This window comes from Zobellia alginiliquefaciens (genome assembly GCF_029323795.1).
Lineage (GTDB): Bacteria > Bacteroidota > Bacteroidia > Flavobacteriales > Flavobacteriaceae > Zobellia > Zobellia alginiliquefaciens.
On sequence record NZ_CP119758.1, the window covers coordinates 3,816,305 to 3,841,728 of the forward strand.

16 protein-coding genes and 1 riboswitch are annotated in these 25,424 nt (G+C 42.0%); of the genes, 9 read left to right on the forward strand and 7 right to left on the reverse strand.

Features of this window, described 5'->3' with window-relative positions:
• Positions 1-11 precede the first annotated feature (11 nt).
• From P0077_RS15750 to thiD, 6 genes are all read right to left on the reverse strand, one after another.
• Positions 12-1,520 carry an alpha-L-fucosidase gene (locus P0077_RS15750; RefSeq protein WP_276166168.1) on the reverse strand — a complete coding sequence of 503 codons (1,509 nt, stop codon included), beginning with the start codon at positions 1,518-1,520 and terminating at the stop codon, positions 12-14.
• Positions 1,521-1,545: 25 nt separating this feature from the next.
• The gene (locus tag P0077_RS15755) at positions 1,546-2,292 is read right to left on the reverse strand and encodes a 3-keto-disaccharide hydrolase (protein ID WP_276166169.1); all 747 of its coding nucleotides are present in this window, start codon (positions 2,290-2,292) and stop codon (positions 1,546-1,548) included.
• A gap of 162 nt (positions 2,293-2,454) precedes the next feature.
• On the reverse strand, positions 2,455-3,057 hold the full coding sequence (locus tag P0077_RS15760; protein WP_276166170.1) for a short chain dehydrogenase: 603 nt from the start codon (positions 3,055-3,057) through the stop codon (positions 2,455-2,457).
• A gap of 11 nt (positions 3,058-3,068) precedes the next feature.
• Positions 3,069-3,338 (reverse strand): CBU_0592 family membrane protein, encoded by a 270-nt coding sequence (locus P0077_RS15765; RefSeq protein WP_276166171.1) that lies wholly within the window; start codon positions 3,336-3,338, stop codon positions 3,069-3,071.
• Positions 3,339-3,383: 45 nt separating this feature from the next.
• Positions 3,384-3,632 carry an ArsR/SmtB family transcription factor gene (locus tag P0077_RS15770; protein ID WP_349292958.1) on the reverse strand — a complete coding sequence of 83 codons (249 nt, stop codon included), beginning with the start codon at positions 3,630-3,632 and terminating at the stop codon, positions 3,384-3,386.
• Positions 3,633-3,734: 102 nt separating this feature from the next.
• Positions 3,735-4,535 carry a bifunctional hydroxymethylpyrimidine kinase/phosphomethylpyrimidine kinase gene (gene thiD, locus P0077_RS15775; RefSeq protein ID WP_276166173.1) on the reverse strand — a complete coding sequence of 267 codons (801 nt, stop codon included), beginning with the start codon at positions 4,533-4,535 and terminating at the stop codon, positions 3,735-3,737.
• A 606-nt stretch (positions 4,536-5,141) separates the two neighbouring features.
• Between thiD and P0077_RS15780 the strand changes: the two genes are divergently transcribed.
• The 9 genes from P0077_RS15780 to thiH all read left to right on the forward strand — a co-directional run bounded on the left by P0077_RS15780 (position 5,142) and on the right by thiH (position 24,301).
• Positions 5,142-15,713 carry a T9SS type B sorting domain-containing protein gene (locus P0077_RS15780; protein WP_276166174.1) on the forward strand — a complete coding sequence of 3,524 codons (10,572 nt, stop codon included), beginning with the start codon at positions 5,142-5,144 and terminating at the stop codon, positions 15,711-15,713.
• Between the two features lie 23 nt (positions 15,714-15,736).
• Positions 15,737-16,669, forward strand: a complete 933-nt coding sequence (locus tag P0077_RS15785; protein ID WP_276166175.1) for a PorP/SprF family type IX secretion system membrane protein — start codon at positions 15,737-15,739, stop codon at positions 16,667-16,669.
• A gap of 10 nt (positions 16,670-16,679) precedes the next feature.
• A complete protein-coding gene (locus tag P0077_RS15790; RefSeq protein ID WP_276166176.1) occupies positions 16,680-18,617 on the forward strand; it encodes an OmpA family protein in 1,938 nt (645 codons plus the stop codon).
• Positions 18,618-18,737: 120 nt separating this feature from the next.
• Positions 18,738-18,834: riboswitch (TPP riboswitch) on the forward strand.
• A gap of 111 nt (positions 18,835-18,945) precedes the next feature.
• Complete coding sequence (thiS, locus tag P0077_RS15795) at positions 18,946-19,149, forward strand: sulfur carrier protein ThiS (protein WP_276166177.1); 204 nt, start codon at positions 18,946-18,948, stop codon at positions 19,147-19,149.
• 107 nt (positions 19,150-19,256) lie between these two features.
• Entirely contained in the window at positions 19,257-21,116 is a 1,860-nt protein-coding gene (gene thiC, locus P0077_RS15800) for a phosphomethylpyrimidine synthase ThiC (RefSeq protein ID WP_276166178.1), read from the forward strand.
• Positions 21,117-21,752 (forward strand): thiamine phosphate synthase, encoded by a 636-nt coding sequence (locus tag P0077_RS15805; RefSeq protein ID WP_276166179.1) that lies wholly within the window; start codon positions 21,117-21,119, stop codon positions 21,750-21,752.
• A gap of 1 nt (position 21,753) precedes the next feature.
• Positions 21,754-22,407, forward strand: coding sequence for a thiamine phosphate synthase (thiE, locus tag P0077_RS15810; protein ID WP_276166180.1), 654 nt, complete (start codon positions 21,754-21,756; stop codon positions 22,405-22,407).
• A 2-nt stretch (positions 22,408-22,409) separates the two neighbouring features.
• The gene (locus P0077_RS15815) at positions 22,410-23,180 is read left to right on the forward strand and encodes a thiazole synthase (protein WP_276166181.1); all 771 of its coding nucleotides are present in this window, start codon (positions 22,410-22,412) and stop codon (positions 23,178-23,180) included.
• A gap of 11 nt (positions 23,181-23,191) precedes the next feature.
• Positions 23,192-24,301 carry a 2-iminoacetate synthase ThiH gene (thiH, locus tag P0077_RS15820; RefSeq protein WP_276166182.1) on the forward strand — a complete coding sequence of 370 codons (1,110 nt, stop codon included), beginning with the start codon at positions 23,192-23,194 and terminating at the stop codon, positions 24,299-24,301.
• A 10-nt stretch (positions 24,302-24,311) separates the two neighbouring features.
• Here thiH and P0077_RS15825 read toward each other — a convergent pair whose 3' ends face one another.
• Positions 24,312-25,214: an RluA family pseudouridine synthase gene (locus tag P0077_RS15825; RefSeq protein WP_349292959.1), complete on the reverse strand. Its 903-nt coding sequence runs from the start codon at positions 25,212-25,214 to the stop codon at positions 24,312-24,314.
• Positions 25,215-25,424: the final 210 nt, after the last annotated feature.

A 25,424-nucleotide genomic window follows, 5' to 3' on the forward strand; every position in this document is an offset into this window, starting at 1 on the left:
GGTGTTCTTTTTTATTTTAAAGTGATTTTATAGACTAAAGCGGCTTCAGCTTCAGCGGGCATTTTTTTTGGAGCGATAACTGTAAGTCCTTCTGCGGTTTTTTTCCATTTTATTTTTTGTTTACTTCCTAAGACCGAGACGGATTTAATTTCCATGTTTTCTGCTTTGTTGGCAAAAGCGGTCAATACGGATTCTTTGTTCTCGGCTGGCCATCCCAATTGAATGGCGTAGACTGTTTTACTATTGGTGGTATACCGTATATCTTTTGCGTTCAGGTCGTATAAACCAGCTTTTATAGCTCCGTAGTCGTTCCACTCGTCTTCTGGGTTTCGTTTCATTTGGGTGGGTCCCTGGCCATATTCCACAAAAGGACGTGTGTTGTAAATAGCCTCTCCATATAGTTTGAGCCAAGCGCCAATACCTTTCATGGCTTCGGCTTGTTCTTGGGGAATAACGCCTTCGGCCATTGGAGCCGCAGCTAAAATCATTACCCCGTTTTTACTGACAACCTCGGCCAATATGCGTATGGCTTTTTTGGGGTCCAAAGCAGTGCGTTTGTTTTTGTTATATCCCCACGAACTACCTAATTGAAAGTCGGTTACCCAAACTTCTGGAGCAATGTCTTCTACAGTGGCTCTTTCTAGATTGACCACGGCTAAATCCGTTGGGAAAAACGACCCTTTGGTGTTTACCACTACCTCTTTGTTCAGTTCGGCCGCTTCATTGAAGTAATTGGCCAAAAATTGCTTGCGATAGTCTTCCTTTACATAACCCTGCGCAAAATCCATCCAAATATAATCCGGAGAATAGGCATTGATTACTTCATTAAGTTTTCCCAACCAGATATCACATTCTTCTTGGTACGTGGTATTTCCATATAGAATACGGTATTTTTCATCTTGCGGAACTTCGGGGTTTTCATAAGTAACCGAGTGCGAACTTACCGGACGAAGGAAACTATTCTCCTTTTTAGGATAAAAAAGCATATGAAATCCGTGGTGAAAAGTGGTCATAAACTTTAAGTCACGTTTTTTTACTTCTTCGCTAATTTGTTGTACCACGTCAATACCAGGACCTTTATCAAATGAGTTCCAAGGATTCACATCACTTTTCCAGAGTGAAAATCCATCGTGGTGTTCGGCAATGGTTCCTATGAATTTTGCCCCCATGTTTTCAAACATATCCACCCATCGTTTTGCCGAGAATTTTTCAGCTTTCCATTGTGGTATAAAGTCGTGATAATCTACATCTCTCCCATAAGTTTTTGTATGGTAATCGTAAACATCCTTTCCCCAGGTTTTTTGGCGGTCATGTTCGTACATGAAACGCCCGTACCACTCATTTCCATTGGCAGGAACGTTGTATACGCCCCAATGAAAATAGACACCCAACTTTGCATCTGCAAACCATTCAGGTGTAGCTTTATGTTGTTTAAGGCTATTCCATTCCGGTTTAAATTTTTCTTGGGCAGAAACGGCATAGGTGAAGATTAATAGGAATACTGTAGAGAGATTTTTCATTTAATATGGGAAGGGTTAATGAAATTTATTGAGGGTATTGTTCAATTTCTTGTATCTTAATATTTCTGTAGATAATCTCGGCACCTTCAGCTTGTAGGGCTATATTCCCTTTTTCCAAAGGATTGCCCTCGGAATCTAAAAAGTCTTTCAGCTCGTTAACAAGATGGCCGTTTTCAAAGAATTTGGCGCTTTCGGAACCTCTAACCTCCACACGTACCTTGTTCCAACCCTCTACTTCATGGTTGGCATATTTATCGCCTTCTATGTATGTCTTCTTACCGTTGGATTGTAGAAATATTTCAGAACCGTCTTTTTGGAACCAAGTTACTTGTGGTCCTTTTATGACCCGGAGGTCACCCGTATCGCCTTCTTGAATTTGGCATTCTAAACAGGTAGGCCAGATTACCTTTTCTCCTTGTACATGAAAAACGATACCGGCATCTCTTTTGGCTTCGAGACGGGGAGCAAATTTGCGCTCCCCCCACTTATATTCGAGTTCCAAGTTAAAATGACTGTACTCCTTGGTTGTGGTAATCATACCAAAGGGAGCTTTTTCTCCCTTCCAATCATAGAGTACCTCTATTTTATTCTTTTTTATTTCGAATAATTTTTGATTGGAGGGTAACTCATTTGGAGTGATGGTGTAACTGGAACCGAGTTCGTTCTTTGGAAATGGGTTGGTCCATTTTACCCCAGGTTCTTGAGCTGAAAGAGATAACAGGGCACTAGAAAAAAGTGTCCACGTTAAAATAGAAGCGATTTTAATTTTCATTTGGTAAGGTCTAGTAACACGGTGGCAAATTCTAAAAATAATGTCTGTTGATGGGCGACGAACATTTTTTATTCTACCACATATGTTTATTCTTAACCAATTTCGGCATAATTATGCCGCTGTGTAGACCAAATGGAAAAAGTCTCTAAAAATAAAACCGTTTTAATCGTAAATACGAATAACTTCGCCGTTGCCTTTTCCGTTTACGCTCCTTATGTAAGCGTTAACTACTTTGTTCATTGGAATAGGGTTGTGACCCGGAAAGAAATCCTTATATTTCTCATAAGCGTCCTCTACCATACCCAATGACACCGCATTTACTCTAATTCCGCTTTCTATTTCTAAGGCAACTGCCTGAATAAAACTATGAATACCACCGTTTACCATTGCCGCACTGGTGGTCATAGCTACGGGGTCATCCGCAAGAATACCTGTGGAGAGTGTTATAGAGCCTTTTTGGGTAAGGTAGTTCTGACCAATTCGTACCAAGTTGACCTGCCCCATTAATTTACTGTTCAAACCAACATGAAAATCGTCTTCCGTAAGGTCATTGAAATTGGCCCATTTTGCTTCGCCGGCAATACAGACTATGGCATCTAATTTTCCAGTTTGCTCTAACATTTTGGTTATAGAGGCAGTATCCTCAATATCTACAAGGACATCGCCTTTTGTTCTACCTGCAATTATAACCTGGTTATGTTGGGCAAAATGAGCGGTTACTTTTTTACCTATGGTTCCGTGTCCGCCAATAATTAAGATTTTCATGTGCAATGTTTTTAGGTCAAACGTTTTCTATTATTCTGTTTTGGTCCTTTCTTTCGGGTTTTATAAATAGTAAGCGTAGCTATAATACTCCACAACATATTAGATACAAATGGGGGTATGGCACTGTAGTAATAACAGTTCGTCGCAATTAATAATCCACCAAGCAGGTTAAGGTACTTGCTGTAGCCTATAAATTTTTGGTTCTCCATCATGGTGATGGCATAGGCCAGGATAATGAGCCCCGAGCCCATCCATCCAAAAATATCAATAAGGAGTTTCATTTCAAATTGTAATATCTATATATGTCGATTTGTATTAATAAATTTTTATAATAAGAATTTTGCAAATTCCGTAATTATAGCTTCGTTTCTTTTAAAATAAGACCATTTTCCATGACGGGTCATAATCAATAGACCACATTTTTCCATGTTGGTCAAATAATTGGAAATGGTTGATTGAGATAGTTTAGATTTCTCGAATATATAGGTAGCACAGACCCCATCATTAAAATGGTCTATGCTTACATGTGGCGGAAAGTTATTTTCAGGTTCCCTGAGCCACTCCATTATTTGCATTCGGGTTTTATTTGATAAACATTTACTTATTTCAACCGCTTCTTTTAAATTCATATATGCAAATATCGGTAAATATCGATATGATGGGTAAAAAAACATGATTTATTTTACAAAATGTTTTACAGGCCCATGTCCCCGACCTAAACGTATATTTTTTCCTTGTGTTATGGCTTTGTTTAAATATGAACAACCTTCTTTTACAGCTTCTTCTAAATTCTTGCCTAAGCTTATTTGTGCGGCAATAGCCGAAGACAAAGTACAACCGGTACCATGGGTATTTTTTGTCTGAATATAGGTATTGTGAATAGAAATGGTTTTCTGAGTGTCATATAGAAATAAAGTGTCCGTCATTTGATCAAATGTTTCCAAATGGCCACCTTTCAGTAATACGGAAGTTTTATAAGTATTTCCAATTTCTATGCAAATTTGAGCCAGATTGCCTGAATTTATCTTTTTGCCGGTTAAAAGTTCAGCTTCTGGAATATTTGGAGTAATAAGAAGGGCGTCGCCCATAAAAGATTTTAGACTTTCCAGCGCGTTTTCGGCTAGCAGTCTATCACCTGAAGTTGCTACCATCACTGGGTCTATAATAATATTGTTTATACGGTATTTGCGCAACATGTTCTGAACAGTTTCAATAACATTTGACGAATGGAGCATTCCAACTTTAACTGCTCCAAATTGAATATCGTCAAGAACTGCTTTTAGTTGATTCTCAATATGGGCTACGGGAATAGGGTGAATGTCAAAAACACCCATTGTATTTTGAGCGGTAGTTGCTGTTATAACAGAAGCAGCATAGGCACCATTAGCACTAATACTCTTAATGTCTGCTTGAATACCTGCTCCACCTCCAGAATCACTACCGGCAATAGTTAGGACACAAGGATATGCTGAATTCATAATTACAGTAAAACAAAGGGTGAGAATAAGAAAACCAAATGTATCAAAATAAATTGGAAAGAAGTAGAATTGAAGTTTGTATGTCCATGTATTTATTCTTACAAATATATGATGGTTGCATTCTATCCTCTCCCTGAACTATACACTGGATCACGCACTTTCTGGATATAATATTTTTATTGTTTTTTTGAGTTGAAAACCAAAAAATACAAGAGTTAACTATAACGTTATAGTTGATAGTGCGTTTCGTCGATAAAACGTTGTGTCTTGAACCTGTTGATATAAAGGGCTTTTTCGATGAAATGCATTTTAATTGGTTGTGTCATATACAAAATATGGACTTTCCCATACAATCTCTCATAATAGACAACAATAAATAGCACAAGCTATGGTTTGCAAATATATTTGAGAATATTAACTTTATATATGTAGTCTTTCACCTACTTATATTGCTAACATCCAATAACAACCGACAAGTCCCCCCCCTGTATGAAAAAAAATGAAATGAACTTAACGAATTACTATTCTGTTTTTTATTTGAAGTTTCTGTTTAAAATGCACTTTTTTCAATTTAAAATTAATTATGGATTGATATTGGTTCTACTTATGGCAACCATATCTTTTAACGGTATAAATGCTCAGGATTGTCCATCCTTACCTTTTACCAATGATTCTGAGATATTAATTGAAGGGTATCACAGTACAATGGTCCGTACGGAAACGGGTTATGTAATATGGGGGGATAACGCACTAGCCAGTGGAGCTACGACCGGAACCCCCCAGGCTATTACACCTGCCAATGGATACAATTATAGTGGTACAACCCTACTTGGTACCATTGGTGATGATGCGCAAGGAGGGGCCAACCCTCAAAACTTTATCTTAACAACTGCCGGTATATATGTATGGGGGCAGGAGAATGCTGTTGTTGACGGTTCGCTAACTACAAGTGAAGCATTTCAATTGTTAACCGTATCAGCTCCAACAGGAAATCCGCTTACCGGTATGCCAATTGGTATAGACCCAACGGATATAAAATATATGTCAGCCTCTAAAGGTGTAATTGTATTACTAACCAATATTGGTGATGTATATGTTATGGCCGATGATGATTTTGAATTATTTGGTGATGGGTCTACCGCTTTGGATGTGAATTGGCACAAAGCCAATATTTCCAATGTATCAAATATTAAAGTAACGGAAAAAGCCATATTCGCTATGAATACTTCAGGGGAGTATTTTACATGGGGAAATTTGACTGCTTTAGGTGATGGCTCAGCATTTGCTTCCAGAAATAATCCAACACAGATGACAGCACCCTTTGTGGGGCAAGCAGTTTCATTAGCGGTTACAGCTAGTGGTGATGGAGGAGATATGATGTCTTATTATGCTCTTAATCCTAATGATAATAAAATATACACTTTTGGTGAAAACAAAAATGGACAACTAGGAATAGGTAATACTACAGATCAATTGTCATGGGTAATTGTTCAAAATGAAACAAATACAGGAGACTTAGAAAATGTAAATTTTTTAAGTGCTGCGGACAATAGCCCAGGACACCCGGCAGCAGGGGCTATTACAAGTGATGGAACCCCTTATTTCTGGGGAGATAATAGTACCAGCATGCTTACGGGTACTGGGGCGCAGTATAATAGTCCAAGGGTTCCCGACGGTTTTGTTCAAGGAACGGAATTTGCAAGTTACATAGGAATTTCGGGGCATTACGTTTTAGTGAAGAAATTTGGGCAAGATGAACCTTGCTTTGGTGGTCATAAAGCCGAAGGTAATGTTGGTGATGGTGATGATACAGGGTCTAGCGTTTATAATTCTTTAGATTGTGGAGTCTTTCCTGTTTTAGATTATTGTTTTAGTTCAACTATTGATAGTGATTTGGTTACTACCAAAACCGTAGACAATAACACCCCAATAGCGGGCGAAATAATTAAATTCAATTTAAATGTTACCAATAACGGACCTGAAGATGTAACTAATGTAGAAGTTACCGATTTGCTACCAACAGGTTTGACTTTAGTAAGCTCAACCAATCCTACCGGAGGTACAATAAATACGTATAATAGTGGTACTGGTCTTTGGGAAATTGGTGACTTGGCCAACGGCAATTCGGCCAGCATAGAAATAAATGCTCAAGTAGATCCGGGAACAGAAGGAACTGCAATCACTAATACTATTAGTGGGGCTGCAAACGCCGATAACTTGGCGGATCCAATTACCAATTCTGATGATTTGTCGGAAACAATTACAGTACAATATGATACCGATAATGATGGTGTTGGAAACCTTGACGATTTAGATGATGACAATGACGGAATATTAGATACAGACGAATTAAACTGTTCTCCTGGCTTTGTAGATTTAGGTCAAAGTTTCGCTTCCACAAGTAATCCAGGTACAATAAATGATATTTATGCTTTCTCTGGTGTAGATGCTAATTTCAGTTATGAACTTCAAGGTTCAACCACATGGAGTTCTGGTGTGGCAAGTCAAAGTAACGGGTCCATTACTGGAGATTATATAAATGTACAACCTCAAAATACAAATTTCTCCAACGGGGATGTCGCTGTTTATACTATTGATTTTGTTAATGGCCCGGTTTACAATGTTCAATTTCAATGGGGAGGATTGGATAATGATGACAGGTCGGATTTTACTGCATCTAACTCGGGAATGAATACTTCCGTTTTTCTTTCTGATGATAATTTAGGGGCAAATGGAACCTTTACAGGTCAATCAGTAGTTAGTAGTGCACCGGGAAGCAATGCCCCTTCAAATAGTATTTTCGTTTCTATACCCGGACCTGTAACACAGATAAAAATAATAGCAGGGAAAAACAGTGCAGGAAACAGCGGAAATGTCACTATGCAGTTATTTCATTTCCAGTATTGCACATTGTTGGATGCCGATAATGATAATATTCCGGACCATTTGGATTTAGATTCGGATAATGATGGTATTCTAGATATTACCGAAGCTGGAGGTACTGATTCGGATGACGATGGTCAAGTAGACTATCCTACTCCCGGTGACCCGACTTCTATGACAGATGTGAATAATGACGGTTTTGCAGATGAAATTGCAACGACTCCGTTACCTGATGAAGATTCGGATAATGACGGTGTTAAGGATAGATTGGACTTGGATTCTGATAACGATGGAATTACGGATACTACAGAAGCTGGTGGCGAAGATGTGGATGGTGATGGTGCCATAGATAGTTTTGTTGATGCTGATGATAACGGTGTTGCCGATAGCGTAGATACTACGCCTTTACCAGATGAAGATTCGGATAATGATGGAATTTTAGACAGATTAGATTTAGATTCGGACAATGACGGCATTACAGATGTAACCGAAGCTGGTGGTATGGATGGTGACGGTGATGGTATCATTGATACCTTCGCAACAGATACTGATAGCGATGGTCTTGCCGATAGTGTAGATCCAGTTGGTCCATCTACCCCGGGTACTCCTATTCCAAATCCAGATACGGATAATGATGGTTTAGATGATAGATTGGATCTAGATTCAGAGAACGATGGTATTCCAGATGTAATTGAAGCAGGAGGAACAGATCCGGATAATGATGGAAGAATAGGTACGGGAGCTATCGCAGATGATGATGGTGACGGACTTTCGGATATTGTAGATCCAGATGACAATGCCACATCCGGAACACCGGGCGATGGTCCTGGAACAGGGCTGCCAATCGATAATTTTGATGGCGACGGCGTACCGAACCATATAGATATTGATTCTGATAATGACGGTATTACGGATACTACCGAAGCAGGGGGTACAGATGCCGATGGTAATGGTGCCATAGATAGTTTTGATGATACCGCTACAACCGATGGTTGGGATGATGCTACATCAGCTTCTCCACTTCCAATTACAAATACAGATGGTACTGGTGGCCCGAATTATTTGGATATAGATGCCGATGATGACGGCATTCCAGATAATGTTGAGGCACAAACTACAGCTGGTTATATTGCTCCCGATGAAACAGAAGCTACAAACGGATTAGATAATAACTACCCGACAGGATTAACTCCTGAAGATACAGACAATGATTTAATTCCAGATTATCTGGATGCAGATTCAGATAATGATGGTGTTGATGATGCGGAGGAAGCAGGACAAGGAACAATAACCGATCCTTTGGCCGATGGCGATAGTGATGGTTTAAACGATGCTTTTGACGATACTACTTCAGCCTATGATGTAAATAATGACTTGGATACTGGTGCGATTGCTACTGATAATGTAGATGATTTAGACCCAGCTGAAGTTGATTTCAGATCTATTTTGGATTCGGATAACGATGGTATAATGAATACAGTCGATATTGACGATGATAATGATGGAATTTTAGACACGGATGAAACAGGTGATACGGATGGAGACGGTATTCCAGATAGTATCGATTTAGATTCTGATAACGATGGTGTTCCGGATGTTACGGAGGCAGGAGGTACGGATACGGACGGAGACGGTCATATAGACTACCCAATTCCGGGAGACCCAACTTCTATGACGGATACTAATGATGACGGTCTTGCAGATGAAATTGCAACTACACCTTTACCGGACGAAGACTCTGATGGCGACGGTATTGAAGATAGATTAGATTTGGATTCTGATAATGACGGTATCCCAGATGTTACTGAAGCCGGAGGTCCTGACACGGACAGTGATGGTGTAATTGATACTTTCGCAACAGATACAGACCGTGATGGTTTAGCAGATAGTGTTGATCCAGTGGATGCTACTACACCAGGTACTCCTCTTGAAAATCCGAATACCGATGGTGACGAGTTTGATGATAGAATTGATACAGATTCTGATAATGATGGAATTCCAGATGTTACAGAAGCCGGTGGTTCAGATCTAGATAATGATGGTGTTATCGGAACAGGTACTATTGATGATGCAGATGGTGACGGACTTTCGGATATCGTAGATCCAGATGACAATACAACACCTACGCCTGCAGATGGCACGGGTACCGCGTTGCCAATCGATAATTTTGATGGTGATGCAAATCCTAACCACCTAGACATAGATTCAGATAATGATGGTATTCTAGATGTAGTTGAGAACGGTACTGGTGCTTTAGATAACAATAATGATGGTGCTATAGACAGTACCGACGATGTCTTTGCAGATGCAAATGATAATGGTCAAGCTGATGCGACCGAAGGTACGACCCCATTAAATACAGATACTACAGGTGGTGCAAACTATATTGATATTGATGCTGACGATGACGGTATCCCGGATAATGTAGAGGCACAACCTACAGCGGCCTATAACGCTCCTGATAACGCTTTTGACGCTGAAGGACTGGATACACAATATCCGAACGGCATTACACCGGAAGATACGGACGGCGACGGAATTCCGGATTATCTAGACCTTGATTCCGAGGATGATGGTATATCGGATATGTTGGAGGCGGGTCAAGGTGTTATCGCCGATCCGTTGGCGGATGCCGACGGAGACGGACTGAACGATGCCTTTGACGATACACCCGGTCATGATGTGAACAATGATTTGGATACGGGAGCGGAAGGAACGGATAACGAGGATGATACGGATATGTCCGAGGTCGATTTCAGGTCGGTTCTGGACCACGACCAGGACGGAATTCCGGATACTGCGGATTTGGATGACGATAACGACGGTATCTCGGATTTGGACGAGGCCAACGGAATAGACCCAAGTGCAGATGATGATAACGATGGTGTTCCAAACCATTCCGATGATGACCCGGCGGACCCAACTATTGGTGACGTGAACGGAACAACGGAGCCGGCATTCGATTTCGATGGAGACGGTATTCCCAACCACTTCGATATCGATTCGGACAATGATGGTATCGTAGATGTAGTGGAAGCCGGTAGCGCTGACCTTGATACGAACAACGATGGAGTAATCGACAATAACGATACCGGTTTCACGGATACGGACGATAACGGTCAGGCCGATAGCTCGGAAGGGACAACACCTCCAAATACGGACGGTACCGGCGGAGCGAACTTCTTGGATATCGATGCGGATGATGACGGTATCCCCGATAACGTGGAAGCACAACCTACAGCGGCCTATAACGCTCCTGATAACGTTTTTGACGCTGAAGGACTGGATACACAATATCCAAACGGAATTACACCGGAAGATACGGATGGCGATTTAATACCGGATTATTTGGATACCGATTCTGACGATGATGGTACTCCAGATGCGGTAGAAGCTGGTCAAGGAGCAATCACCGATCCTTTGGCCGATGCCGACGGAGACGGACTGAACGATGCCTTTGACGATACACCGGGCCATGATGTGAACAATGATTTGGATACGGGAGCGGACGGAACGGATAACGAGGATGATACGGATATGTCCGAAGTTGATTTCAGATCTATCCTAGATCGTGATCAAGATGGTATTATGGATACTGTCGATTTGGATGACGATAATGATGGGATTTCCGATTCGGACGAGGCCAACGGTGTAGACCCAAGTGCGGATGCTGATGGAGATGGTATCGTAAATTACTTGGATGACGATCCAGCGGACCCAACTATTGGTGACGTGAACGGAACAACGGAGCCGGCATTCGATTTTGACGGTGACGGTATTCCCAACCACTTCGATATCGATTCTGACAACGACGGTCTATATGACGTGTACGAAGCCGGTAACGATGCTTTGGATACGAACAACGATGGAGTAATCGACAATAACGATACCGGTTTCACGGATACGGACGATAATGGTCAGGCCGATAGCTCGGAAGGGACAACGCCACCAAATACAGATGGTTCAGGTGAAGCTAACTTCTTGGATATCGATGCGGATGATGACGGTATCCCCGATAACGTGGAAGCACAACCTACAGCAGCTTATGTTACTCCTGCAGATGCTTTCAATAGAAATGGTGTGGATACGAATTATCCAAACGGTCTAAGACCAGAGGATACGGACGGCGACGGAACTCCGGATTATCTAGACCTTGATTCCGAGGATGATGGTATATCGGATATGTTGGAGGCGGGTCAAGGTGTTATCGCCGATCCGTTGGCGGATGCCGACGGAGACGGACTGAACGATGCCTTTGACGATACACCCGGTCATGATGTGAACAATGATTTGGATACGGGAGCGGAAGGAACGGATAACGAGGATGATACGGATATGTCCGAGGTCGATTTCAGGTCGGTTCTGGACCACGACCAGGACGGAATTCCGGATACTGCGGATTTGGATGACGATAACGACGGTATCTCGGATTTGGACGAGGCCAACGGAATAGACCCAAGTGCAGATGATGATAACGATGGTGTTCCAAACCATTCCGATGATGACCCGGCGGACCCAACTATTGGTGACGTGAACGGAACAACGGAGCCGGCATTCGATTTCGATGGAGACGGTATTCCCAACCACTTCGATATCGATTCGGACAATGATGGTATCGTAGATGTAGTGGAAGCCGGTAGCGCTGACCTTGATACGAACAACGATGGAGTAATCGACAATAACGATACCGGTTTCACGGATACGGACGATAACGGTCAGGCCGATAGCTCGGAAGGGACAACACCTCCAAATACGGACGGTACCGGCGGAGCGAACTTCTTGGATATCGACGCGGATGATGACGGTATCCCCGATAACGTGGAAGCACAACCTACAGCGGCCTATAACGCTCCTGATAACGTTTTTGACGCTGAAGGACTGGATACACAATATCCAAACGGAATTACACCGGAAGATACGGATGGCGATTTAATACCGGATTATTTGGATACCGATTCTGACGATGATGGTACTCCAGATGCGGTAGAAGCTGGTCAAGGAGCAATCACCGATCCTTTGGCCGATGCCGATGGAGACGGACTGAACGATGCCTTTGACGATACACCGGGCCATGATGTGAACAATGATTTGGATACGGGAGCAGAAGGAACGGATAACGAGGATGATTTGGATACTGCCGAGGTCGATTTCAGATCTATCCTAGATCGTGATCAAGATGGTATTATGGATACTGTCGATTTGGATGACGATAACGATGGGATTTCCGATTCTGACGAGGCGAACGGTGTAAATCCAAGTGGCGATGCTGATGGAGATGGTATCGTAAATTACTTGGATGACGATCCAGCGGACCCAACTATTGGTGACGTGAACGGAACAACGGAGCCGGCCTTCGATTTTGACGGTGACGGTATTCCCAACCATTTCGATATCGATTCCGACAATGATGGTATCATAGATGTAGTGGAAGCCGGTAACGGTGACCTTGACACGAACAATGACGGTGTTATTGATAGTAACGATACCGGTTTCACGGATACGGACGATAACGGTCAGGTCGATAGCTCGGAAGGAACAACGCCTCCAAATACAGATGGTTCAGGTGAAGCTAACTTCTTGGATATCGATGCGGATGATGACGGTATCCCTGATAACGTGGAAGCACAGCCAACCTTATCGTATGTTGTACCTGCTAATGCTTATGATATAGTAGGCTTGGATACCAACTACCCAAGTGGTTTGGTGCCAGAAGATACGGACGGCGACGGAACTCCGGATTATCTAGACCTTGATTCCGAGGATGACGGTATATCGGATATGTTGGAGGCGGGTCAAGGTGTTATCGCCGATCCGTTGGCGGATTCTGACGGAGACGGACTGAACGATGCCTTTGACGATACACCCGGTCATGATGTGAACAATGATTTGGATACGGGAGCGGAAGGAACGGATAACGAGGATGATACGGATATGTCCGAGGTCGATTTCAGGTCGGTTCTGGACCACGACCAGGACGGAATTCCAGATACATTTGATCTAGATGACGATAACGACGGTATCTCGGATTTGGACGAGGTCAACGGAATAGACCCAAGTGCAGATGATGATAACGATGGTGTTCCAAACCATTCCGATGATGATCTTAACGATCCATTGGTTGGTGATGTAAACGGAACAACGGAGCCGGCCTTCGATTTCGATGGTGACGGAATTCCCAACCACTTCGATATCGATTCGGACAATGATGGTATCGTAGATGTAGTGGAAGCCGGTAGCGCTGACCTTGATACGAACAATGACGGTGTTATTGATAGTAACGATACCGGTTTCACGGATACGGACGATAACGGTCAGGCCGATAGCTCGGAAGGGACAACACCTCCAAATACGGACGGTACCGGCGGAGCGAACTTCTTGGATATCGATGCGGATGATGACGGTATCCCCGATAACGTGGAAGCACAACCTACGGATGATTATATAGTACCGGCAGATGCTCTTAATGCTTCTGGCTTGGATACAAATTATCCAAGTGGATTAGAACCAGAAGATACGGATATGGATGGTATTCCTGATTATATTGATACCGATTCAGATGCTGATGGAGTAGTAGATGCATTAGAGGCGGGTCAAGGAACATTGACAGACCCTATGGCTGATGCTGATGGTGACGGACTTAACGACGCTTACGATGATACTCCGGGTCTGGATGTCAACAATGACTTGGATACCGGAGCGGAAGGAACGGATAACGAAGATGATGCTGATTTAACTCAAGTTGATTTTAGGGATATTCTAGACTTTGATAGAGATGGTATTCCAGATACATTTGATCTGGATGATGATAACGATGGAATTTCCGATTTGGACGAGGCCAACGCTGTAGATCCAAGTGGAGATGATGACAATGACGGTGTTCCAAACCATTCCGATGATGACCCGGCGGACCCAACTATTGGTGACGTGAACGGAACAACGGAGCCGGCCTTCGATTTCGATGGAGACGGTATTCCCAACCACTTCGATTTCGATTCGGACAATGATGGTATCGTAGATGTAGTGGAAGCCGGTAGCGCTGACCTTGATACGAACAACGATGGAGTAATCGACAATAACGATACCGGTTTCACGGATACGGACGATAACGGTCAGGCCGATAGCTCGGAAGGGACAACACCTCCAAATACAGATGGTTCTGGAGAAGCTAACTTCTTGGATATCGATGCGGATGATGACGGTATCCCCGATAACGTGGAAGCACAGCCAACCTTATCGTATGTTGTACCTGCTAATGCTTATGATATAGTAGGCTTGGATACCAACTACCCAAGTGGTTTGGTGCCAGAAGATACGGACGGCGACGGAACTCCGGATTATCTAGACCTTGATTCCGAGGATGACGGTGTCTTAGATATAGAAGATGCGGGACAAGGAACTTTTACAGGTGTTGATTCTGATTCTGATGGGTTGGATGATGGCTTTGATGATACTCCAGGTTTGGATGTAAACAATGATTTGGATACTGGTGCTGATGGTACGGATAATGATGATGACGCTACAACTCCCGAAGTGAATTTCAGGGAAATAGGGGATAGCGATGGAGATGGAGTTCTTGACACCCAAGAAGAAGCCGACGGCACGGATAAGAACGACCCATGTGATTATGTAATAGAGAACGTTACTTTAGAATTCAGAGGTGACTACCTTATTGCAGATTGTGATGGCGATGGTGTAATAAATGGTCAGGAGCTAGAAGATGATACCAATCCAGAAGATCCTTGCGATTACAATAAAAATAGTATTACCTTACAACAAGAAGGGGATTATCTTATATCTGATTGTGATGGAGACGGTTTAACTACGGCTCAAGAAGAAGCGATCGGTACCGATCCGGATGTTGCGGATACGGATGGAGATACTATTGTAGATGGTCAGGAAATTGAAGATGGAACAGATCCACTTAACCCGTGCGACTCATTGAACGGAGTACCTACCTTAGAAGCAGGTTGTGATCCGGAATTAGTAGAAACAGGTGTTTCTGTTACCAATGAGATTATAACACCGGATAGTGATGGTACCAATGATTCTTTTATAATTGATAATATAGAATCCTATCCTAATAATACCGTACAGATATATAACCGCTGGGGTATTATTGTGTATGAAATGTCAGGTTATGACAACGGAGCTAATTCGTTTAGAGGTATTTCTAACGGAAGAATGACAATTCAAACGGATTCAGAATTACCTGTAGGAGTGTATTTCTACGTAATCAAATATGAAAACAACGGAGAGAACTTAAGTAAAGCAGGCTACCTATATATCAACAGATAAATTCCCCAAAAAAACAAATAACCATGAAAAAAGTAGTAACAACGATCCTCTTCTTATTTGCCGGTCTGGTCTCGGTGTTTAGTCAGCAGGATGCACAGTACACACAGTACATGTATAACACCATATCGGTAAACCCGGCCTATGCAGGTTCTAGAGGGGTGTTTAGTATTGCCGCACTGCACCGCTCGCAGTGGGTGGGCCTAGATGGGGCCCCAACGACCCAGACGTTGAATTTCCATACACCGGTTTCAGGTAAAGTGGGGTTGGGCCTATCTATCGTGAACGATGAAATCGGTAACGGAACGAACCAGGATACCTATGTAGATGCGGCATTTTCCTATACGGTGAATACGTCTCGTGAGGGCAAACTGTCATTTGGTCTGAAAGCTGGCGGTCACCTTCTGAACGTAGATTTTTCTAAGTTGAGGAACTATGGAGCGGAAAGTAACCTGCCCAATATAGACAATAAGTTCTCTCCCAACATTGGAGCCGGTGTATACTACCACACGGACCATTTTTATGCGGGGCTATCGGTACCCAACTTCCTTCAGACGGAGCATTTTGACGGTTCCAATACGGATGCCAGTTCATTTCTTGCGGAGGAGCGTATGAACTTCTATTTCATTACGGGTTATGTTTTTGATGTAAACCAAAGGTTGAAGTTCAAACCTGCGGCATTGGTCAAAGCGGTAAAAGGAGCACCATTACAAGTAGACCTGAGTGCTAACTTTTTAATGAACGATAAGTTTTCGTTAGGACTTGCCTATAGATGGGACGCTGCCCTGAGTGCGCTGTTCGGGTTTCAGCTAAACGACCAGTTAATGCTGGGTCTCGCCTATGATCGAGAGATTACCGATTTAGGTGCAACGAGGTTCAATCATGGCTCTTTTGAAGTCTTCCTTAGGTACGAATTCCTGAACCGTTACAAACGAGTGATTACCCCTAGATTCTTCTAATAGACAAGACATGAAAAAAGCAAGATATATATTCTGTGGCCTAGCGGTAATGACCATGGTCTCTCAGGCACAAGAGAAAAAGATAAAAAAAGCGGATACCAAGTTTACGAACTACGCCTACGCCTCGGCAATAAGTTCTTATGAGGATTTAGTGGAGGATGGGTATACGGAAGAGGAGATCTTCAAAAACCTGGGCAACGCGAACTATTTGAACGCGAACTATCAAGAAGCTTCCAATTGGTACGGTCAATTGTTCCAGTTAGGGATAACGGATATAGACCCAGAATATATGTACCGCTACGCCCAAACGCTAAAGTCCTTGGAAAAGTACGAGGCTTCCGATATTTGGATGAACAAGTTTAAGACGGCAAGATCTAATGATCAACGGGCACTGGCATTTGGTAACAACCTGGATTATTTGGACCAGATCGAGGAACGCTCGGGAAGATACGAGCTAAAAAATCTAGCACTGAATTCAAAAGTATCGGATTTTGCACCTTCTTTTTATGGAAAGGACCTGGTCTTTTCCACAGCAAGAGACAGCGGACGGATATCCAAAAACATCCATAGATGGAACAACGGAGCCTTTCTAAACCTTTACAAAGCTACGGGAGACGATCAAGGTAACTTTACGGCTTTGGAAAAGCTGGACCGAAAACTGAACAAGAAAACACATGAATCCTCTACGGCCTTTACCAAAGATGGGCAGACCATGTATTTTACCCGTAATAACTCGGACAATGGTAAATTCTCCAGGGATGAGGAAGGGATAAGTAGACTGAAGATATACAGGGCCAATCTTTTAGACGGGGAATGGGGCAATATCACAGAGTTACCTTTTAACGGAGACGGTTACTCCGTGGCGCACCCAACGCTCAATAAGGACGAAACAAAACTGTTCTTTGCATCGGATATGCCGGGAACAGCTGGGGAGTCCGATATATTTTCCGTGGAAATCAACAAAGACGGAACTTTTGGGGCACCACAAAATTTAGGGCCACAAATAAATACAGAGGCTAGGGAGACCTTTCCTTTTGTAACAGAATCCAATATTCTTTATTTTTCATCGGACGGACATCCGGGTTTGGGCGGTCTTGATGTATTCGCTACAGACCTAAAGAATGATAGTGGCAAGGTCATTAACGTAGGAAGGCCATTGAATGGTGAAGAAGATGATTTTTCGTACATAGTAAATGAAGAAACAAAAAAAGGATACTTCGCCTCCAATCGTGAAGGTGGATTAGGTAGTGACGACATTTATGGTTTCTTAGAGACGGAATCTTTGGATTTTACCTGCCACACCAATATTACGGGTACGGTTAAGGATAAAACAACAGGAGCATTGCTGGCCAACGCCTCCATAAAAGTGTATGATAGCAAAAAGAACCTAATGGCGAGTTCCGAAACGAATGCCAACGGCGAATTTGCCATGGAGGGCGACTGTACTGACGGGAACTATAGAATTGTGGCCACGAAGGCGGATTATGATGAGGGAGACAAGATGTTCGCTACGGTCAATGCGCAAGACGCTACGGGTATAGAGGTAGTATTGGCGCAAGCGGATAAATCGGCACCAGTTGGGACGGACCTTGCGAAGTATCTGAATATTGAACCGATCTATTTTGATTTTGACAAGCACTTTATCCGTGATGATGCACGCATCAGTATAAACAAAGTACTGGCGTATTTGAACGAATACCCGAACGTAAAGGTACAGGTACGATCGCATACGGACTCTCGTGCGAACGACAGTTACAATATGCAACTCTCTGCAAATAGGGCCAAGTCTACTGCAGAATACTTAGTAGGGCAGGGTATTGCTGAGAACCGTATCTCCTTTGAAGGTTTTGGCGAGACCCAGTTGACCAACGATTGTAGCAACGGGGTGCCCTGTACCAAGGAACAGCACCAGATGAATAGACGATCGGAGTTTATAGTAGTAGAATAGAAGAAAATAAATACTTGAAGGGAAGAAAGGGAAGGAGCATAGCTTTTTCCCTTTTTTTGTTTTGACCAATTTGGCGCAACTAAATTCTTTTTTTTAATCTTCATTGTATACATTTGTAAATGTAAACTTTAGGGGTGTTCCTATTTATTGGGACTGAGACATACCCTTTGAACCTGATGCGGTTAGTACCGACGAAGGGAAAAGTTGAAAAACATTTTGAAATAGATGTTTACAACACTTTTCAATAAAGTGTCCGAGGTTTTCTCACGGAGCACTTTCTTTTCAAAGACGTACGGGCCTCTATCGTTACAGCATAAAACTATTCTGTATGATAACGATTCACATGAACCAAAAACGGTTAGAGGTCAACCCGAAAACTACCATTTATCAATTTCTCAATCAAATTGATTCTTCACTAAATGGTGTTGCCGTTGCTATTAACGAACAAGTTGTATCCAAAAGTGATTGGCAGACCCAAGAACTGAAAGACCAAGATCAGATTTTGGTCATTCAAGCTGCGCAAGGTGGTTAATGGATAAACATACGTATCCAACTTCCATCAGTCTATCTACTAAAGAATTGAACACATAGTTAAACAAGCCAAGAGCAAATAGCTTAAAGCATATAGCCACTAAAAAAATGAAAAACAAAGACACTGCACCAAAAGAAGGTCAAATTACAAGACAGCCCTTTCCAAATTCAAAGAAAATTTATGTAAATGGAAAAATTCACCCAGAGCTTAAAGTGGCTATGCGTGAGATTGAGCTGAGCGATACCAAAGATTCTTTAACGGGAAAATTGACTCCGAACGAGCCTGTAACTGTATATGATACTTCGGGTCCGTATACAGATCCAGAGAAGGATATAAACGTGCATAAAGGAATTGAGCGGATTCGTGAAAAATGGGTTTTAGACCGAAATGATGTAGAGCAATTAGATAGCTTTTCTTCGGAATATTGCAACCAACGTTTAAACGATACCAGTTTAGACCATATGCGTTTTTCGCATCTGAGAATGCCTTTGCGCGCAAAAAAAGGAAAGAATGTTACTCAGTTACATTATGCAAAACAAGGCATTATTACCCCAGAAATGGAATACATTGCCATTCGTGAGAATCAGCGAATAGATGAAATGACAGAGATTGTAAAACAACACAAAGGAGAGCATTTTGGTGCTGCTATTCCGTCTAAAATAACGCCGGAATTTGTTCGTGAAGAAGTGGCTCGTGGGCGTGCAGTGATTCCCTCAAACATCAATCACCCTGAAGCGGAGCCTATGATATTAGGTCGTAATTTCTTGGTAAAGATTAACGCAAATATCGGTAACTCGGCCACAACCTCTTCTATTGAGGAAGAAGTAGAAAAGGCAGTTTGGGCTTGCCGTTGGGGAGCGGATAATATAATGGACCTTTCAACTGGTCAAAACATACACGAAACCCGCGAGTGGATAATTCGTAATTCACCGGTACCAGTGGGGACAGTGCCTATTTATCAAGCGTTGGAAAAGGTAAACGGGGTTGCTGAAGACCTAACTTGGGAGATTTTTAAAGATACCCTAATTGAACAGGCCGAACAGGGTGTGGATTATTTTACCATTCATGCAGGCGTATTGTTGCGTTATGTACCAATGACCGCAAAAAGGGTAACTGGTATCGTTTCCCGCGGCGGTTCTATTATGGCAAAATGGTGTTTGGCGCATCACAAAGAGAGCTTTTTGTATACCCATTTTGAAGATATTTGTGAGATTCTAAAACAATATGATGTAGCATTCTCATTGGGTGATGGGCTTAGACCTGGTTCTGTTGCCGATGCGAACGACGAAGCTCAGTTTGCTGAATTGGAAACTTTGGGTGAGTTAACACAGATTGCCAGAAAACACGAGGTACAATGTTTTATTGAAGGTCCTGGTCATGTGCCTATGCATATGATAAAGGAAAATATGGAGAAGCAAATTGAGGTTTGTGACGAAGCGCCGTTTTATACATTAGGTCCTTTAACTACGGATATTGCTCCCGGTTATGATCATATTACTTCCGGTATTGGAGCTGCCATGATTGGGTGGTTCGGTTGTGCTATGTTGTGTTATGTAACGCCTAAAGAACATTTAGGATTACCCAACAAGGATGATGTTCGCACAGGGGTTGTTACCTATAAACTGGCGGCCCATGCGGCAGATTTGGCAAAAGGGCATCCCGGTGCACAGCATCGTGACAATGCTTTGAGCAAAGCGCGATTCGAATTCCGCTGGGAGGATCAGTTCAACCTTGGTCTAGATCCGGAACTGGCACGAGAATATCATGATGAAACCTTACCTGCAGATGGTGCCAAGATTGCACATTTCTGCTCGATGTGCGGACCAAAATTCTGTTCCATGAAAATATCTCAAGAGGTACGTGATTTTGCGGCTGAAAATGACATTATTGATAATGAAGTCATTCAAAAGGGAATGGAAGAAAAATCGCAAGAATTTAAGGATAAAGGTTCAGAAGTATATTTGTAAATGGTTGTTCTGATTGCCCCTGAAACCGATGTGACCAATGAATTGGAGCTGCTAAATAAGTTGTTTCAAGAAGGATTGGAATATTATCACCTACGTAAACCTAATAAGGATTACGAGGGGCATTTAGCATATTTGAAAAGAATTGATAAAAAATATCATAACCGAATTATAACACACCTTCATCATGAGTTGATAAGTGAATTTGATTTAAAGGGAATCCATTTTCAAGAGCAGAAGAGGAGAACTATTTTTCAATCCGGAAGAGAAAAGAAGCAGAGCACCGACGAGACAATAAAAGCATATATTTCGTCATTGGGAGCGGAGAGGGCGAAGGTCAAAACTATAAGTTCTTCCTTTCATGAACCTGAACAGTTGCAGGACTGTACCTTTGCTTTTGATTACCATTTGTTGAGTCCCGTGTTTTCATCCATATCAAAAAAAGGATATGAAGGCAGGGGTTTTGATGTAAACCATATCGATAAAAAAATCATTGGTATGGGTGGGGTGACCCAAAACAATTTGCTTGAAATTCAAAAATTGGGATTTCAAGGTGTTGGGGTTTTAGGAGGAATTTGGAACAGTAAAACGCCTATTGAAGATTTTAAGGCGATGCAAGAATTTTATAGAAATACGTAATATGAACATACCAAAATTACATTATATATCTCAAGGAAAGACACCTGAAGAACATCTTGAAAACATTCAGAAGGCATGTACATCAGGAGCGGAATTAGTACAATTGCGCTTGAAGAACGTAAAGAAAAATGTGGTGTTGAAGACCGCGGAGAAAGCAAGGGAGATTACCGCTCATTATCAAACGAGATTGATAATTAACGACCATTATCAAATTGCCAAAGAGGTTAAAGCAGATGGAGTTCATTTGGGGAAAACTGATGCCGACCCAGCAGTAGCCAGAAAACTGCTAGGTGAATATTACATGATCGGTGGTACGGCAAATACACTAGATGATTGCTTGGCCTTAGTGAAGAAGGGAGTCGATTATATAGGTCTTGGGCCTTTTCGTTTTACGACAACAAAAGAAAATCTGAGTCCGATTATCCCACTTATGGGGTATCATAGTATCGTAGAAGAGTTGAAGTCCGATACGCCCATAATTGCCATCGGTGGCATCACTTTAGATGATGTTCCGGCAATATTAAAAACAAAGGTGCACGGTATTGCAGCATCAGGAGAAATTACACGTGACTTCAATAAAATAAATGCTTTTCACCAATTATTGAAAGCACCTAGTGCAAACGAGCAAGTTTGGAATAGCGAAACAAAATTTTAGTCATGAAAGATGTACTTCAAATAGCGGATAAGACTTTTAACTCCAGATTATTTACTGGTACGGGTAAGTTTTCAAGTTCCGAGAAGATGCGAGAGGCTATTTTAGCTTCTGAAAGCGAATTGGTTACCGTGGCATTAAAAAGGGTAGAAGTAGAGAACAAGGCTGATGATATGCTTACGAGTTTGAATGCGGAACATATCAACCTATTGCCAAATACTTCTGGAGTGAGGACAGCTAAAGAGGCCGTTTTTGCAGCACAATTGGCACGTGAGGCTTTAGAAACGAATTGGATGAAATTAGAGATTCATCCTGACCCCAGATATCTATTGCCAGACCCTGTTGAAACCCTAAAAGCTACCGAAGAATTGGTGAAACTAGGTTTTGTAGTGATGCCCTACATTCACGCCGATCCGGTATTATGCAAGCGATTGGAAGATGTGGGTGTGCAGTGCGTTATGCCTTTGGGAGCGCCTATTGGCAGTAATAAAGGTTTAAAAACCGATGATTTTCTCAAAATAATTATGGAACAGAGCAATGTACCTGTTATAGTTGATGCCGGTATTGGAGCGCCGTCGCATGCCGCTTATGCCATGGAATTGGGTGCAGATGCAGTTTTGGTGAACACAGCCATAGCAGTTTCCCAAAGTCCGGTTGAAATGGCAATAGCGTTTAAAATGGCCGTGGAAGCAGGTCGGATGGCCTACCGAGCTAAACTGGCACCAATGAAAGAAGTTGCCGAAGCGAGTAGCCCGTTGACCTCATTTTTAAATTAGAACCAAATTTTATGTCCTTCAGAGATACATTTGATACTTATGATTGGAATACGTTGGAACGGGAAATTTATACCGTAACCGAAGCAGATGTTGCTGCCGTTTTAAAAAAGGAAAGTATTTCTTTGGATGATTTTAAAACGCTGATTTCTCCGGCCGCTAAACCTTTTTTAGAGGAAATGGCGCAACGGAGCCATCAATTGACCAAAAAACGTTTTGGAAATACCATACAGATGTACCTGCCAATGTACCTCTCCAACGAATGCCAAAATATTTGTACCTACTGCGGATTCAGCATGACAAACAAAATCCCAAGAAAAACACTTACGGATGCTGAAATTTTAAAAGAAGTAGCCCATATCAAAGAATTGGGATACGACCATATTTTATTGGTAACCGGTGAAGCGAACAGAAAAGTGGGCGTCGCTTATATAAAACATGCCATCGAGTTGATAAAATCGCATTTCTCCAATATAAGTATGGAGGTGCAGCCCATGGACCAAGAAGAATATGAGGAGTTGATGGAGGCTGGGTTGTACGCCGTTTTGGTGTATCAAGAGACCTATCATGAAGCTACATATAAAGTGCATCATCCTAAAGGGAAGAAATCCAACTTCAATTACCGATTGGATACGCCAGATAGATTGGGAAAAGCAGGAATACATAAAATAGGAATAGGTGCTTTGTTCGGTTTGGAAGACTGGCGTGTGGATAGTTTTTATACGGCCATGCACTTAAAATATTTGCAAAAGACGTATTGGAAAACGAAGTATAGCATTTCATTTCCGAGATTGCGGCCACACCAAGGGGATGTGCAGCCGAAGGTTGAAATGACCGATGCCGATTTAGTTCAACTTATTTGTGCTTACAGGCTGTTGGATGAAGATGTAGAACTTTCAATGTCAACACGGGAAAGTGAAACGTTCCGAAACAACATCATTAAATTAGGTATAACTTCGATTAGTGCAGAGTCCAAAACCAACCCCGGTGGGTACACTGCCGAACCGGAATCTTTGGAGCAATTTGAAATTTCCGATGAGCGTTCCACTTCCGAGATCAGCGAAATGATTAAGAAACAAGGATATGAGCCTGTTTTTAAAGATTGGGAGATTTTTGCAGGGTAGTGTTGAAAATCTATTTTAGTATGCCGAAAATTTTAGTGAATCGTTTCGGTAAATTGTCTTTCACATGAATTTGCTCTGCCGTAAAAGGGTGGGTGAATTCTAGCGAATAAGCATGTAGATAGAGTCCTTTTCCTTTTAAAATAAAACCTTCTTTTCCATAGGTTTGGTCTCCAAGAATAGGATTGCCAATAGAAGCCAAATGTTTTCGCAACTGGTGGCGTCTTCCCGTTTTTGGGTCTATTTTTACTAAGTTCAATAATCCATATTTTTCTGAAGCAACAGAATGAATCACAGCATAAAGGCTCTCAGAATTTTTACCGTCAATTTCGGAGCTTATTTTTCCTGAAAGCTCCATTTCTCCTATGGTCACAGCATAATAGATCTTTTGAATCTTTTTATTTTCAAAAAGTAAATTGAGTTTGCGAATGCTACTAGCCGTTTTTCCAATTAACAAAAGCCCGGTGGTGGCATAATCCAATCTATGTACAGGCTGTGGCGTTGTGGCGTCCACCAGACAGCTAGGTTTTAAATTTTGAGGAAGCGCGTTTGCAATGGTTTTAAAACTGTTGCCACTTACCAGAATACCAGCAGGTTTATGAATTATTGCAAGATGTTCATCTTCAAAAATAACTTTGAGCTCAAAAATCAGTTTTTTTCGAGTTTTCGGTTCCAGTGGTTTCAAGAGAGAAATGGTTTCCCCGCCCTTTATAAAAGTCGCTGTATTGGCAATAGTATCGTTTACCGTAACCAAATTTTTATTTAGGACTTTTTTCCATGCGGATTTTGTGGGTACCGAAGCAAAAATACCCACACCGTACTCTTGTAGTCGTATAGGCGTGGTCAGTTGGGGTACGATATGGTAAGTTGTTGAAGCGATGATATCAGCATTAGATAAAGGTGCAAGATACCACAAAGAGTAAAGAAATATGGTTTTGGAAACCTATTGTAGGTAGTAGAATGTTTTAATCCGGTTTTGTAGGTGTTACTATATTCATTTTTAGCTTTTTAACTTTCGCTTAATTTATGAATTTTGGTAACTTTAAATCTTAAATTATTTGTAAGAATAATATTATAGAAAGATATAGGGGTAAATTCTTAAAGGTAGTCTGTAATTCTACCTTCA

Coding starts and splice junctions, on each gene's coding strand:
- thiE (WP_276166180.1), top strand. CDS start 21,754: ATGAACATACCAAAATTACATTATATATCTCAAGGAAAGACACCTGAA.
- P0077_RS15785 (WP_276166175.1), top strand. CDS start 15,737: ATGAAAAAAGTAGTAACAACGATCCTCTTCTTATTTGCCGGTCTGGTC.
- thiH (WP_276166182.1), top strand. CDS start 23,192: ATGTCCTTCAGAGATACATTTGATACTTATGATTGGAATACGTTGGAA.
- P0077_RS15780 (WP_276166174.1), top strand. CDS start 5,142: ATGGCAACCATATCTTTTAACGGTATAAATGCTCAGGATTGTCCATCC.
- thiC (WP_276166178.1), top strand. CDS start 19,257: ATGAAAAACAAAGACACTGCACCAAAAGAAGGTCAAATTACAAGACAG.
- P0077_RS15815 (WP_276166181.1), top strand. CDS start 22,410: ATGAAAGATGTACTTCAAATAGCGGATAAGACTTTTAACTCCAGATTA.
- thiS (WP_276166177.1), top strand. CDS start 18,946: ATGATAACGATTCACATGAACCAAAAACGGTTAGAGGTCAACCCGAAA.
- P0077_RS15760 (WP_276166170.1), bottom strand. CDS start 3,057: ATGAAAATCTTAATTATTGGCGGACACGGAACCATAGGTAAAAAAGTA.
- P0077_RS15770 (WP_349292958.1), bottom strand. CDS start 3,632: ATGCAAATAATGGAGTGGCTCAGGGAACCTGAAAATAACTTTCCGCCA.
- P0077_RS15755 (WP_276166169.1), bottom strand. CDS start 2,292: ATGAAAATTAAAATCGCTTCTATTTTAACGTGGACACTTTTTTCTAGT.
- P0077_RS15765 (WP_276166171.1), bottom strand. CDS start 3,338: ATGAAACTCCTTATTGATATTTTTGGATGGATGGGCTCGGGGCTCATT.
- P0077_RS15805 (WP_276166179.1), top strand. CDS start 21,117: ATGGTTGTTCTGATTGCCCCTGAAACCGATGTGACCAATGAATTGGAG.
- P0077_RS15750 (WP_276166168.1), bottom strand. CDS start 1,520: ATGAAAAATCTCTCTACAGTATTCCTATTAATCTTCACCTATGCCGTT.
- P0077_RS15790 (WP_276166176.1), top strand. CDS start 16,680: ATGAAAAAAGCAAGATATATATTCTGTGGCCTAGCGGTAATGACCATG.
- thiD (WP_276166173.1), bottom strand. CDS start 4,535: ATGAATTCAGCATATCCTTGTGTCCTAACTATTGCCGGTAGTGATTCT.